This window comes from Pseudomonas sp. Z1-29, assembly GCF_051131995.1.
Classification (GTDB): domain Bacteria; phylum Pseudomonadota; class Gammaproteobacteria; order Pseudomonadales; family Pseudomonadaceae; genus Aquipseudomonas.
The window spans coordinates 5,702,911-5,716,147 of record NZ_CP071645.1; the positions used below are offsets into that span (position 1 = coordinate 5,702,911).

Genomic DNA, 13,237 nt, shown 5'->3' on the forward strand with positions numbered 1-13,237 from the left:
GTTTCTTGAACACCGCCTAGCTGAGCGGAGTGAGGCGACTCGGTATTACTATTTCCTGACTGCACGGTTGATCAAAATTCGATTGGGAAAGACATGCTCATTCAATGTACGCTCGAAAATTAAACACATATAAATCTGGATATTTACGGTCGACATACTGTAGCGAACTGGAAGAAACATATGAGCTATTTCCAAAATAAAGCCTTAATTTTGATTCTTGCGAACGTTGATGCTTGTGTATATCCGAGCAGGGTTCGCAGATTTTTCAATAGCTGCTAGAATAAACGTTGACTGAATTAATATGGTGAAATGACATGTCAGCGTCGCATCTGCTTAAATTATTGGAGCCGCTTGCCGCAATTGAGCACGAGCGCTGGGCACACTGGCAAAAATACCTTCATTCTAAGTGTTCGCGAAATGACGACGGCTCGCTGACAGTTCCTAGCGAGCTTGTAGTGAAATGGGAGCAACAGATAAAAACACCTTACCTTAATCTTACTGAGGCGGAAAAGGATAGCGATAGGGAACAAGTGAGGAAGTATTTGGAATTTATTATAAATAATATTGGTTTGGATTGATGATTTTTACGTGAAATTTGGCTTGGAGATTTATGAGAAACGCTCCCCAAGGGTTAGAAAGTAGCGATAAGGGTTATATTCTTTTCATCTCTGCTAGTTTTCTGTAGTGGGCTCCTAGTCCAGTAAGCTTGCATCCTTTCGAATTTATTGCGGCATAAAACATATGGTCCGCATCTACTGGGATCACAAGGCCGTAGCGATTGCACTGTTGGAGCTCTTTGAATATTTTCACATTCTCTTCGCTTACAGGTAGATGTTTGAACTCGTCTGGAATATTTTCTCTGTCAGGCTCAAAGGATGGGTCTAATGCAAAAATATCAGTTTTGTTTGGGAAATATTTTACAAGTCTCCGCAATACTTCTTTTGGTACCTTTGGATCTACTTTTCTCAAGGCGACAAAGTGCTGTACATTCGCTTTGTACATTGGGCGCTGCTCCCATGGTCCGAGCGTCTGATCAACATGGGAATAAATTGCGGCTGGGGTGATATTTCCAAGAATGTCTGAGCACCCACCTCTAAGACCGTCAAGTAATATATCAGTGAATATTCCTCGGCCATCTTCCTCCATCGCACCACCTTCACGATGGCTCGCAGTTAATATAGTTACTCCAGTGCCAATTACAGATGCATTTCCGTCTACTCCCGCCACTTCTCCTGCGTAACCCGAATGACAACAATCAAGAATTATCACGCAGGACTTAATCTTGGGGTGAGATCTATTTGCCAGTGCGAGTATTTCTGAAAGTGAGGTGCCCCATGCGCCACGTCGCCCATCACTACTTACAATGTACCCAGCGTTGGTTTCTGGAACAATTATTCCGTGCCCGGCGAAATATAAGAGCGCTGTATCAGCCTCTCCACTAAAAAGCTCAGAGATGGAATTTATCAGTAGCTCGCTTGTGACTTGTTGTTCGTTACTGACTAATTTGATAACAGAAAAATTGGGATCGCCGCCCCCGTCATTTTCTAGTAATTCAGCAATCGCAACTGCGTCATTGACACAGCCCTTTAATGGTGCTGTTGGGTAATCATCTATACCGATGACTAAGGCTTTTTTCATTATCGGTCTCCGCCGATAAGTGCCTTAAGGTTAGACCACGTCCACTTATACAACTTATCGCTGGATAGCGCAGCTTTAGGTTTTATGCATGTCGTATCAGAATAGCCATTGAGAAGGAAATACGGTATCCCTTCTTCCTGGGCGATTTTCACTTCGGCGCTTACTCCAACAGCCGTGTCAGTGTTATTGCCACAAATTACGCACACTACATCAACGGCTTTAATCCTCGTTCTGGCTTTGGCCTTCCAGTTGTCATCAATGTGCTCTTTGATAGACCAATCTGCTAAATCGAATGGGCTGTCGTCAAGTTTTGCCTGCCCCACCAAAAAAGTTTTCAGGGTTACATCGTTGTCATAATCGAAAGAAATGAATACGCGCTTTTTCATTACAGTAACTCCATGTATTGGCATTTGACAACTACGGTTTATAGTTGTGTCATTTGTGCTTCCGGATTTTTAGCTAGCATAGCTGGCTTGTTTTTTCGTCCTTAAATACTATTGAAAAATCCTGGGATTTTATTTTTCTATATTTCGCAAAAATTTGCCCGTCGACCATTTTGCGTAAAAGGTCATTTTTTAGAGATCGGGTACATCCAAACTGCTGGACTGATTTAGTCATGGACATATCACCGATCGGATTTTTACTTAATCTTTTTTGGTTGGTGGAGGTGGCGGCGGCTCGCGACGTGGTAATGGAACATCACCTCTAACATTGCGCATCGGAGGTGGCGGTGGCGGTGGCGGCTTTTGATCGGACATCACAAATCTCCTCGTTATGAGTTGCTGAGTACACCGGGATGAAAGCGATAACTGAAGCTATTACAGAGTAAATGACGTATTTCGAAAATTGGTCTAGTTGAGTGCTGCGGCCATCATTGTTTTTTGCGTTTGTTGTTGCGCCCATGATGTAATATTCCATCATGATTTGCATAAATTGGCCGTTGGCATTTGAAATATCTCCATCATAATATTTAATCAAGATTTTTCGGTGATATTCAAGGTCTTCAGCGGTTGGGATAACTAAATCATCTTTTCGAACTCGCCAAGCTTTAGAGAAATGAGCCATCGCAACTAAAAGATAGACTCCAGCCATCAGGTATGTGACCCAGAAGAAAACCCCTTCTTTGCTATCGACGCTCGGAGCTTTCGAAAGTAGATATGAAAGGTAACTCAACAGCGCTACTATCATAGCCAATGGCAAGTTTAGACGTGCCAGCAATTTTTCTTTTCGCTCGGCTTCTGCAAGATAAATTTTTTCGTAGAGTTTGTACTCTTCGTCGTCAGACTTCATTTTCTTACAACTATCATTTAGGCGAAGCTTGATAGTAGTATCAAAAGGCCATGCATTGCTAGGGGTTTTTGCGGATCGGGCCAATTTTTGCGGATTGTGCAGGGGCGGAGTTACCGCTGCTGCTTTCAGCAGAGTGGTCTGTAAGCACTGAGTCTAGATCGGCTGTCGATCACTCCGGGGAACCAAGTGGGCATCAGCTGAAGTCAGCAACTCTCAGAGGCTTTTTCTCTCAAGCGGCGTTTGTGCGAGGGCTCGGTAACGTCCGCGACGCTGCAGCGAGATTTTAGACGCTCGGGGCTCCCCGCTTTCAAAGAAGAGGAATACACCGAAGCTCCTGTTATCACTCGGATGCCGCTGGGGTAATTTTTAGGGGTAGAGATAAAAGTGGAAGTATTCAATATCGATAAAAAACAAATGGTTATGCGAAAGTTCGACTCCTGGTGCCGCACCATACAAAACGAAGCCCCCGCAGAAATGCGAGGGCTTTGTTGTTTCTGGGATGTTCACTTGCCACCTACACCCTGAAAACCCGTAGGAGCGAGCCTGTTCGCGATGAGGTCGTTAGTCCTACCGACAATGTGTCGGTCAAGACACGGCTGCCTGCGTTGGAACGACACCAACGAAGCCATCTCAACCAAACAGCATTCTCTGCCAGTGATCCTCACCCACAATAGCAATCGAAGCACCCGCCTCCCGCAGCTCCACTGCCTTCATGATTTTCGTTCCGTAGGTACTGTGGCGCCATTGTTCATTACCCACGCTACCGACGACCAGATAATGCACTTTCTTGCTCACGCCACCCCCTATCAAACCACCCCGCTCCTCGACCAACGCCTGACAATCCTTGCGCGGCCCGAAGGCCATAACGCCTGTAAAGACAAACATTCGGCCATCCCACAGCAAATCAGGGGCAGGTGAATTGAACGGCAGGTCCGTAGGGGCAACCGCAACAGCTCTGCCAACCTGCGAAGGCTCAATACTCGCTCCAGAAAAACCACGCAGGATGTTAAGCAGCTCAAGAGACTCGTCCGGGTCCAGCGCATCGTCTTGAAGCATGGACGCCAAACGTGAATAAAGCAGATTGATTACTGGATCATTGAGATGCGCGAGGTTGTTTTCTAACCATTGCTTCAAGAAAATCGCTTCCGTGGTGTTCACGTCACCGTCCGCCGTGATCCCTGCGGCCAACCCTATCAAGGCATCGGCCGCGCGCCGGTCGATACGGGCATGGTGGAAGTATTTGCTCTTTTCGAATTCGCTGTGTAGGTCCATTACAGGGGTTCCTTTGGGTCGGGATTAGCTTGACGCTGGAACAGTGCTGACTGAGTAAACGCTATGTCAAACCTAGCACTTCTGAGCGCACTCTCTCCGAAAATAAATCCGTCCCCTTTTTCCCACTTTTTCCCACAATATCGGGTCTGCGCCCAATTCCCTAAGAGCCGTGGAGTTCCCCGCAAATACGCTGCGCCCCCCGTTACCACTTGATACGAGGCCGTTGTCTTGTATGGAATACACCGAGGATTTGAAGACGATCGCCGCGTACCCGATAGGGAATGAGATAAGACCAATTGGGAACAGCCCATTCGCGGGTGTTTTTGACTCGGCCCTCGCGCCCCATGGTTGGGAATTGGGCTAGCTTGTTCACGCTGGCAAAAATAGCATCGGAAAAGTCATCGGCAGCCTTGGGATTCTCCAAGGCTATGTAGCTAGCTTCGTCCTCCAGATTTTTGAGCGCTCTTTCCAGCCACTCAACCTGCATTCCTGCTCCAACGCCGGGAGCGCATTGCCGCGACCTGATCATCCGAGGCAAATTTACCCTGATCGGCCTCCTTTACCGCCAGTTCGATTTGCGTAGTCAGCGCCTTTTCGTGCTCGATGTAGTCACGGAGCACCTCCATGGCCAAATAGCTCACGCTTTGGCCACTAGTCTTGGCCAGATCAGCAAGAGAATTTGAAAGGTCTTCCGGCAGGGTCAAGTGTATCCCGGTCATGACAGCCTCGATGATGAGCGAGTTTTTGGCATCTTACACCGCTTGGCGCTGGCTTGAATTGATAACTCGTCGCGAGAAGCTTCACGATTTTTTTTGTTCTCAGGCCCATCCGCTTTGCTGGACTTGCTTGAGACACACAAAGCATCACTCGCCACCATCGCGCCACGATTGCGTGCTTTCCAATCACCCAATACTCTCTGATCGTCGCTGCCAATTCAGCGGCCGGGCGTAGGAAACCCGAAATAATCAAGGCGCATCAGCTGCGCCCCGCTTATTATTGCAGGCGCTTTTTTTGTGTCTGCGATACGCGTTATGGCGGCTGTGCGCGGGACACCTTCGGGTGTGCCGGGTGCCTTGATTCCCGGTTTTCCTACCCCGTGCACGGCCGCCACCCCATCCCGTAGGAAAGGACGGTAGGCGGCTCTCATAGTCAAGGAGCCAGACCATGCCAAACCCGCGAGACCTCAAAACCCCAGGCCTAACCCCCTTCTCCTACCACTCCGACCGCCCCCTGTTCCGCGTCAACAGCGGCATCCCCATCGGCGAAGCCCTCTCCCACGCCTCCGATCTTCTCCACATCGCCATGCGCCTGGCCGATGATGCGGCGATGGTTCGGGGTACGGATCGTTATGCCTGGGCGTCGTGTTATTTGCAGGAGATGAGCAAAGCCGTTATCGACGACGTAGTGAAGGTGCTGGAGGCGCCGGGGAGTAATCCTGCTTAAGGGGCAGTGATGCGATGCTGCTCCTTGTGCGGGGGCAGCATTGGGTTTCGTCTGTAGCAAAGAGGGGCCGCTTCGCAGCCCAGCGGGAGCAAGCTCCCTCGCCACGAGATTAGGGGAGCATTCATCTATTTATTTTCGCCGCCGATAACCTTAATCAAGAGCATGCCTTTCCAAGGCTCGGCGAGCGCTCATCTACACTTGCCCAAATCCCCCGCTCCAGGAGCAACAAGCGATGAAAATCCGCACCAAGGTTGTAGGTTCGGGGTTGGTCAGCCTGTTTTTTGCGCTGTTGCTGGGCGGTATCGGGCTGTGGGGTTACCACGCCATGACCGACGCTCTGGCGCAGAACGAGACCAGTATTTCGGCGATGCGCAAGCACATGGAGGCGGACATGATGCATGACGCCATTCGTGGCGATGTGTTGGCTGCCTTGCTGGTTGCACCGGGAGATGCCGAGGGCGCGAAGGAAGTCACCGAGGCGTTCGACGAGCATTCGCAGCGGATGCGCAAGGTTATCGCGGAGAACGCCGAGGCTCGGTTGCCGGGTACGATTTCACAGACCATTGCCGAGCTGAAGCCTCAGGCCGAGGCGTATATCGCCTCGGCGAAGCAAGTGATTGGCAAGGCGTTGAGCGGGGCTCAGGATGGCCGGGCGTTGCGTACCGAGTTCGATAAAGCGTTTTCGGCGCTGGAAGAGCGTAACGAAGCGGTCAGTGAATTGATCGAGAGCCAGGCGCAGGTTTCTCGCGAACATCAGGACCACAGCATCCATACCTCGGAACGCTGGTTGATCATCACGTTGCTGGCCACCTGCGTGGCGCTTGCATTGCTGTCGTGGAGCCTGCTCAAGGCAGTGCTCACGCCGCTGAACAAGATCATTCTCAATACCCAGGCGATTTCTCAAGGCGATTTGCAGCGCTCGATGGGCCCTCATGGCGATGATGAGCTGGGCCAGTTACAGGCGGTGATCGAACAGATGCAGGCCAACTTGCGGCAGATGATCGCGACGATCCGTAGCCAGAGCGACGAGTTGCATGGCACGTCCCGCAATCTGGGCGATACGGCGCGGCAGATTGTGTCCAGCGCCGACCAGCAAGCCCAGAGCGCTACCAGCATGGCGGCGAGCATGGAGCAGATGATGGCGAACATCAGCCAGATCCATCAGCACGCCGACAGCGCGCGGACGATTTCGGCGCAGTCCGAACAACTGGCGAGCAGCGGTGGGCAGGTGATTCTGGGGGTGGTGGAAGGCATGAACCGGATTGCCGAGGTGGTCAACCAATCGTCCAGCAAGATCACCGCCCTGGATGCGTCGTCCGAGGATATCCATTCGATCATCCAGGTGATCAAGAGCATCGCCGAACAGACCAATCTGCTGGCCCTCAACGCCGCCATCGAGGCCGCCCGTGCTGGCGAGGCGGGCCGCGGTTTTGCGGTGGTGGCCGATGAGGTGCGCAACCTGGCGGCGCGCACCACTCAGTCCACCCAGGAGATCACCGCGATGATCGAGCGCATCCAGTCCAGCGCCCGGGATGCGGTGGCGAACATGCAGGCATGCGTCAGCCGCGTGGACGAAGGCGTCAACCTTGCCCAGCAGGCCGGCGTGTCGATCAGCGAAATCCGCACGGGCGCACGGCATGCTGCCGAAGTGGTGGAGGAAATCTCCCAGACCATTGCCGAGCAATCAAAAGCCAGTGATGAAATGGCTCAGCGGGTAGAAGCAATAGCCGAGCAGTCTCGGGAAAACACCCGCTCGATTCACGATCTGACGAAAACGGCTGACCATCTGAACGATGCCGCGGGCTCGATGCAGGCTTCGGTGCAGCAGTTCAAGATTTGATCAACCACGCCCGCATGTACGTGGGATGAAGGAGCTTGCCGGCGGCCGCACGGCAGCTCCTTGTTCACACCTGACTCACCTCGAATACAAACGAAATCTCCCGTTTCTGGGCACTCCACACGTAACGAATATGCTTGCCCTGCACCGGAATCGACACCGCCGGCGGGCGAAACGCGGCCACGCACTCATGGCCGGGCAAGCGGACGCTGTTGTACAGCAATCCCCACGACAAGGTTTCACGCAGCTCCCGGGCAAATAGCTGGGACGGGCCGTAGGCGTCAGGGTCCGGGTTATGCAGATGGGGATAATCGTGGCGGATGTCGTGCAGGGGTTTGACGATCTTGTTGACGTAGGTGCGCATGGTCAACTCCAGGTCCGGCTCGTTGGTCGCGCCAAGGAAGCGTGCCTGGTGGTAGCAGGTCTCGGCAATCGCGGCTTCCTGGCTGCTGGCAGCGTAGTAGACGCCGAACGTGCCGTCGCTGAAGCGGCTGCGCTTGCCGATGTGAGTGAACGCCGCCATCACCGGCGAGGAGCCCGGGCCGGAAACCCGGTCTTCTGGGCGTACCCGGGACAACACACCGGCCTCTTCCATGAGCCGGTCATTGGTCAGCGCTTCGAGGGCGTAGGCGGTGGGCAGGTCTTCGGGATCAAGCACGTCTTCGAACAGCGTGATCGGCGGAAAGCTGCTGTTGACGATTCGATAAGCCCGTTTCCATTGCGGGTCCGCCAGTGGTGGCGTCATCAGCCGCGCACTCCGTCGAGGTATCGCCGCACATCGGCGATGTCCACCACTCGCCCGGTCAGCATGTAGGAAAGCGCCGACTGGCCGTTGAATGGCGCCGCGTCATTGGGACTGCTGACCCAGTGATACACGCGGTCCCGGCTGTTGCTGAAGATGATGCTCAGGGCTTTATGAATACCCATGAGGTAGGAGATTCGCTCGAGGGTATCGCGCGGCAGTCTTACGTTGTCGGGTAATTGTTTGTACTTGTAGAAAGTCGTGTTCCCTACCTTGCCCAACAGCGTGCGCTGCTGCTCGACGCTGCAGCCCCACAACTCCATGAGATTGAAGAAGAACTTCAACGCGATTCGACCCGCGTCCGGGGAATCCAATTGTTGCTGTGCGTTGAGCGTGATGGAGGAAGTCGCCATGAGGTTTGGGCTCCTGTATTACGGACTGTTGCATAAAGACTAATACATAAACGGATAAAAATTAAGTTTTAATTCGCAAGCGAATAGATTGAGGACCGGGAAGTCTGGATTTACCCGCAGATGTTTCGGCCTATACACAGCACCAGCAAAAAATCAGAATCGCGCATAAGCTCCAATCATCGCCTGCCGGAGCTTTTCGCCACAAAACCGCGACAACCGTGGCAAGGTGCTTGATGATAGCCAGCATCGCACCGCCAGAGTCTGGCCAGGTGCCAAATAACAGCGAGCCCACTTAAGCAGAGGGCATTACCTCATGGATAGCAGAACCTTACGCAACCTCATGCGCATCGTGCAGACCGGCTCGTTGTCGGCTGCGGCGGAGCAGTCGTGCCTGACGGTGCAGGCGTTGGCGGCACAACTGAACAAGGTCGAGGAACAATTCGGGTTTCGGTTGTTCCGCCGCTCGAACAAAGGCCTCGCATTGACCAGCCAGGGCTCGGAACTGACGCCCTTCATGGATCAAGTCCTGGCGGCCACCCGGCAGCTGGAGGAAAAAGTCGCGGCGCTCAAGACGCCCAGGCGACGTACCCTCAAGGTAGCGCTCAACACGACGCTGCCGGCGGAATTCAATCGACGGATGATCGAACGCCTGATCGCCGTTTTCCCCCAGTATCAGCTGGAGTTCAGCTACGCCGAATCGATGGAGAACCTCAGCAAGCTCAAGAACGAGCATTTTGACCTGGCGATCCTGGTCGGACAGCCGAGCGGATTTACCAGCATCGCGATGCCGGATGTCCAGGTACGCGTGGTCGGCGCCCATTGTGGCGAGGAAGATGATTCCCTTGGCCTGCTGGGTGACCGGTTCCAGGTGCGTCCGGCAGAGGAATGTCCTTATTCGCGCAGTTTCCTGCGCTTCCTCGACGCCGGTCTTGGTGAATACGGGCCGAGTCAGCGAATGGTCTATTCCTGCAGCGAAACCCTGACGCTGTCGTTGATTACCCAGCTCGACGGTTTGGGCCTTGTCTCCCGGGACGCGGCGCTGCGCAACGGCTTGGCTATCTTCCCGGATTTCGAGGACTTCCTGGAGGTACGCCTGGCGGTAAACAACCCTGAGCTTTCCGACCAGGCGCTGCATGATGTGGTGGACCTGACGCTACAGGAACGAACCGAGCGCGATATACGCCGCCGTGCCCACCGCCACACTGAGAAACAGGTTGCGGCTGAAATACGCACATAGCAGGGTCGGAATCGCGGCGTAGAACTCTGGACGGTCGAGCTGTATCTGCTGGTCCTTGATCAACAACGGCGTCAGGGTGATCGCAGCGACGATCGCCACCGGCAGGTATTCCAGTGCACGGGCAACGAAGGGTGGCCAGTTTTCGGTGTTGACCTGCAGCGGCAAGGCCCGGGGCAGGAAGGTCACGGCCATCATCAGGACCACAACCAGGATCAGGAACGTTTGGTCAGGCATACGCCCACCCCGCAGCCAAAAAACGTGGCAATGAATACGTTGAACGGCGAGCTGCCCAGCAGGCTCAGCGCGCCCATGCAGGCCACGGCCGCCAGCGCCGCGATCAGTTTGTTACGCGTATTGCACAATGAAACCAGCACGTAGAGCATCATCGCGGTCAGGGCGTAATCGAGCTGATACTTGATCAGGTGCGCGGCGTATTGCGCACAGACAGCACCCAGCAAACCGCCCAGCACCCAGGACGTGTGGCAGAAGAGGTTGAAACCGATCAGGTAGCGCACGCTTACCGGCGCCCCGCTGCCGAGCTTGACGCTGTGGAAAGCGAACGACTCATCGGTGAGCCCCGACGCGTAGCACCAGCGCTCGAAGCGGCTAAGCCCCAGTGCTCGCAAAGCCTTGGCCATATAGACAGACATCAGCATGTGACGGGCATTGATCAGGAATGTCGTCAGCACGATGGTGGTCAAGGAGGCCCCGCTGGAAATCAATGCCAGCGCGGCGAATTGTGAAGCTCCCGCGTACACGAACAGGCACATCGCAACTGGCAGCCACAAAGGCAAGCCGGCGTTGACCGCCATCAGACCGAACACAAACGAAACCGTGAAATAACCCGCTACCACCGGACTGGCTTCAGCAAAGGTTCGCGAGGCTTGTGGTTCGACCGCCAGCGGCTGGCTGGAAGTCTTGTTCATAAATCCCTCTCGAAAGTGATTTCACCCCGGGGTTCGCAGAACCCTTGGGCCGCCCAGAAACGCTTGCCGGCCAGATTGGCTTCGTCGACGAACAGAAACATGCGCAGCACGCCAACCCGCTTCATGTCGGCCGATGCCGCCTCTACCAGCCGCTGGCCCAGGCCTTGAGTGCGATGCCTTGGGCTGACGGCCAGGTGATTGATGGTGCCGCGAGTGCCAAGCATACCGCCGATGACCGCGCCGACGACGTCACCCGTCGCATCGAAGGCCAGGTAGGCTGTGGTGGTTTCCTGCAGCAACACCCCACGCAGGAACCGGGCATCCTGCCATTCGCAGAATGACACTTCGGCAAAACCGCGAAAAAACTGCTCCAGTCGTTCGGCGTCCCTGACCATGGCCCGGCGCAGCAGGACCTGCTGCGCCGACTCATCCATGGGTTCGAGCTGTTCAGCGAACAATGTCGAAAGCGGTCCCGGGCCGCGAAAAGGAAATCGCCAGAATCTGCCTGAAGGCCATTTCATGGCTATGGGTGTTGCGGGCAGGGGTCACGTAATGGCGCATGTCGCGATCAAGGAAGAACGTCGTGTCGAGGATGTCCTCGTAGGTGGTCGCCGCCAGTTGCTCTTCCTGGGGACTGTAGAGACGGCTTTCAGCGCCCGCCACATTGTTGCGGCCCCAGAAGTGCACGCCGCTGAACGGATACCCATCGCAATGGATGCCCTCGGGGGTGATTTCCAATTGCTTGCCCGGCTTGATCTCGATGCGGATCTGGTGGATCTGGCACTGCCAGATCTCATCGTGCAATTCCTGCGGGAGGACGTTCTTGTACACCTCGAAGTCCGTGTCGATCAGGCTGCGCATGACCGGCGAATTGATCACTTCGTTGGAGAAATCCTGGAAGTGCCGCTCCAGCCCGCCGACATAGCTGTTGTTGGCCTTGGACTGGACATAGGCCCGGTGCTCGAGTTGCTTGAGTTCACGGGTTGCGGGGTTGTATTCGAAATCGCTATAGCGACGGAAACGCATGCCGGACTCGGCCTGACCGTAATAGCTGTCGGGCTCCATGTTTTCCCAGCTTTTGGTCAGCCGGACAAAGTCGCCGAAATGACCGTAGAGATTGAAGTCACCACCGCGGACGTTGACGTATTTGTCACGCCTTAGCGCTTCGCCCACTTCCCTGTTCAGAACGATCATTTTTCTCAAGTCTCCACTGCAATGAGCGGACTAATCTATTAGGTGCAGGATTTCCGTCCATGAGAAAGTATTTGAGGCATTTCAAGCCGCGCTTGAAACGGTGCAAAAAATTTCATTAGTGCGACTTTTTGCCATGAAGATCGCGCTCAAGGGGTCGTTTTTAAAGCGAGCGCTGGTGAAAACATTGCCGCTGCCCTGAATGCGCAAAAACCGACGCAGCACAACGCAATCCGTTAGGCATTTTTCTGTGAAAAAACCGGCCCAGCCCGCCTGAAGTATTCCTGGAAATCTCTGGAGCCGCCGGCTCGCGGGCGTTCCCAATTACCTGGCTCATTCCTTGATAGACGTGCGGTCCCGGGACAAATCCCGGTTCCGACACCACCTTTCGGCAAGGAGAGCCTCATGGCGCCATCGGCGTTCACGCCCCTCGATCCCAGGACATGGCTGGCGCAACAGCCGTTGCAGGAAAACGAACACCTGTACCTGATCATCAGCACGGCGAGCGAAGCCAATGCGCTGCAAGCCCTTCGCACTTCAGTTCTCGCTCATTCATTGCTGCCCATCTGGAGCGACACCCCCTACGCCGCCTGGCAAGCGGTGATGCCCTATGTCACCCAGCTCGAAGCCGACTCGGCGTTCCTGCCATGGATCGCTGAAAACGAGACCCTCGATTGGGGCTGGCTGGCCGTGTCCCACTGCGAACCCGGCGAGGTACTGGCGCATCTGCGCAGCTTGACGCAAGTGCGGATGCCGGACGGGAACCCGGTGTTTTTTCGGTTCTGGGACGGACGATTCATTTATCCGCTGCTTGAAAAGCTCGGCGCGGCGGCCGGGCAGGTGTTGCCGACGTTCGATCGATACCTGATAAACGGCAAGGCCTTGGAGATCGGTTCAAGAAAAGTTCCGGCTGTCAAGGACTGGCCATGGTGGGACATTCCGCAGGAGGTGCTCGACATGTTGCCGGACGAGAACGGGTCCATGCACGTCGGCCTTCTGCTGCAATGGCTGGAAGAAGAGCATCCAGGTGTTCACGCCGCTTGGTCAGAAAACAATCTGAAGCAGAAAATTTCCCGTTTCGTCAGCCGGGTGGATGCTTCGCAAAACCTGCGCGATGCGCTGCTCGAGGACCTTATCCTGGAACAAGGCTGATGCTGTCAAAAAGGGTATGGGAAGAAACGCCGTCCTCTCGCCAGGAGACAACGGCATTCTTCGTCAGGCGAAGCGCGTCCCGAACCCGGTCGAGAC

16 protein-coding genes and 2 pseudogenes are annotated in these 13,237 nt (G+C 54.5%); 6 read left to right on the top strand and 12 right to left on the bottom strand.

Annotated features, from left to right (window positions below; genetic code table 11):
- Window positions 1-314 precede the first annotated feature (314 nt).
- On the top strand, window positions 315-578 hold the full coding sequence (locus J3P84_RS25925) for a hypothetical protein (RefSeq protein ID WP_434626531.1): 264 nt from the start codon (window positions 315-317) through the stop codon (window positions 576-578).
- Window positions 579-651: 73 nt separating this feature from the next.
- On the opposite strand, the gene J3P84_RS25930 is transcribed toward J3P84_RS25925, so the two are convergent.
- From J3P84_RS25930 to J3P84_RS25955, 6 genes are all read right to left on the bottom strand, one after another.
- Complete coding sequence (locus J3P84_RS25930) at window positions 652-1,638, bottom strand: caspase family protein (RefSeq protein WP_434626533.1); 987 nt, start codon at window positions 1,636-1,638, stop codon at window positions 652-654.
- Window positions 1,638-2,024 (bottom strand): TIR domain-containing protein, encoded by a 387-nt coding sequence (locus tag J3P84_RS25935; RefSeq protein WP_434626535.1) that lies wholly within the window; start codon window positions 2,022-2,024, stop codon window positions 1,638-1,640. Before J3P84_RS25935 ends, J3P84_RS25930 begins: the two co-directional genes overlap by 1 nt.
- Before the next feature lie 319 nt (window positions 2,025-2,343).
- Window positions 2,344-2,928: a hypothetical protein gene (locus tag J3P84_RS25940; protein WP_434626536.1), complete on the bottom strand. Its 585-nt coding sequence runs from the start codon at window positions 2,926-2,928 to the stop codon at window positions 2,344-2,346.
- Between the two features lie 630 nt (window positions 2,929-3,558).
- Entirely contained in the window at window positions 3,559-4,200 is a 642-nt protein-coding gene (locus J3P84_RS25945) for a BRCT domain-containing protein (protein WP_434626537.1), read from the bottom strand.
- 202 nt (window positions 4,201-4,402) lie between these two features.
- Window positions 4,403-4,687, bottom strand: a complete 285-nt coding sequence (locus tag J3P84_RS25950; RefSeq protein WP_434626538.1) for a type II toxin-antitoxin system RelE/ParE family toxin — start codon at window positions 4,685-4,687, stop codon at window positions 4,403-4,405.
- Window positions 4,677-4,919 carry a CopG family ribbon-helix-helix protein gene (locus tag J3P84_RS25955; protein WP_434626539.1) on the bottom strand — a complete coding sequence of 81 codons (243 nt, stop codon included), beginning with the start codon at window positions 4,917-4,919 and terminating at the stop codon, window positions 4,677-4,679. The genes J3P84_RS25950 and J3P84_RS25955 overlap by 11 nt, the downstream gene beginning before the upstream one ends.
- Window positions 4,920-5,364: 445 nt before the next feature.
- On the opposite strand from J3P84_RS25955, the gene J3P84_RS25960 reads away from it, so the two are divergent.
- The 3 genes and pseudogenes from J3P84_RS25960 to J3P84_RS25970 all read left to right on the top strand — a co-directional run.
- Window positions 5,365-5,643, top strand: a complete 279-nt coding sequence (locus J3P84_RS25960; RefSeq protein ID WP_305497495.1) for a DUF3077 domain-containing protein — start codon at window positions 5,365-5,367, stop codon at window positions 5,641-5,643.
- A 232-nt stretch (window positions 5,644-5,875) separates the two neighbouring features.
- A pseudogene (locus J3P84_RS25965) lies at window positions 5,876-6,580 on the top strand (MCP four helix bundle domain-containing protein); the annotation flags it as partial.
- Between the two features lie 312 nt (window positions 6,581-6,892).
- A pseudogene (locus J3P84_RS25970) lies at window positions 6,893-7,483 on the top strand (methyl-accepting chemotaxis protein); the annotation flags it as partial.
- A 64-nt stretch (window positions 7,484-7,547) separates the two neighbouring features.
- On the opposite strand, the gene J3P84_RS25975 reads toward J3P84_RS25970, so the two are convergent.
- Window positions 7,548-8,225, bottom strand: coding sequence for an RES family NAD+ phosphorylase (locus tag J3P84_RS25975; RefSeq protein WP_434626540.1), 678 nt, complete (start codon window positions 8,223-8,225; stop codon window positions 7,548-7,550).
- Entirely contained in the window at window positions 8,225-8,635 is a 411-nt protein-coding gene (locus J3P84_RS25980; RefSeq protein ID WP_434626541.1) for an MbcA/ParS/Xre antitoxin family protein, read from the bottom strand. The genes J3P84_RS25975 and J3P84_RS25980 overlap by 1 nt, the downstream gene beginning before the upstream one ends.
- Before the next feature lie 313 nt (window positions 8,636-8,948).
- On the opposite strand from J3P84_RS25980, the gene J3P84_RS25985 reads away from it, so the two are divergent.
- A complete protein-coding gene (locus J3P84_RS25985; RefSeq protein WP_305497499.1) occupies window positions 8,949-9,872 on the top strand; it encodes a LysR family transcriptional regulator in 924 nt (307 codons plus the stop codon).
- Here J3P84_RS25985 and J3P84_RS25990 read toward each other — a convergent pair.
- Genes J3P84_RS25990 through J3P84_RS26005 form a run of 4 tightly spaced genes read right to left on the bottom strand, consistent with a single transcriptional unit; the run spans window position 9,789 to window position 11,992 of the window.
- Window positions 9,789-10,106, bottom strand: coding sequence for an AzlD domain-containing protein (locus J3P84_RS25990; RefSeq protein WP_305497500.1), 318 nt, complete (start codon window positions 10,104-10,106; stop codon window positions 9,789-9,791). The genes J3P84_RS25985 and J3P84_RS25990 overlap by 84 nt on opposite strands.
- Entirely contained in the window at window positions 10,085-10,798 is a 714-nt protein-coding gene (locus tag J3P84_RS25995) for an AzlC family ABC transporter permease (RefSeq protein WP_305497501.1), read from the bottom strand. Before J3P84_RS25995 ends, J3P84_RS25990 begins: the two co-directional genes overlap by 22 nt.
- Complete coding sequence (locus tag J3P84_RS26000; RefSeq protein WP_434574309.1) at window positions 10,795-11,232, bottom strand: GNAT family N-acetyltransferase; 438 nt, start codon at window positions 11,230-11,232, stop codon at window positions 10,795-10,797. Before J3P84_RS26000 ends, J3P84_RS25995 begins: the two co-directional genes overlap by 4 nt.
- 13 nt (window positions 11,233-11,245) lie before the next feature.
- Complete coding sequence (locus J3P84_RS26005; RefSeq protein ID WP_305497502.1) at window positions 11,246-11,992, bottom strand: 2OG-Fe dioxygenase family protein; 747 nt, start codon at window positions 11,990-11,992, stop codon at window positions 11,246-11,248.
- Window positions 11,993-12,394: 402 nt separating this feature from the next.
- Between J3P84_RS26005 and J3P84_RS26010 the strand changes: the two genes are divergently transcribed.
- A complete protein-coding gene (locus J3P84_RS26010) occupies window positions 12,395-13,141 on the top strand; it encodes a DUF4123 domain-containing protein (RefSeq protein ID WP_434626542.1) in 747 nt (248 codons plus the stop codon).
- Window positions 13,142-13,237: the final 96 nt, after the last annotated feature.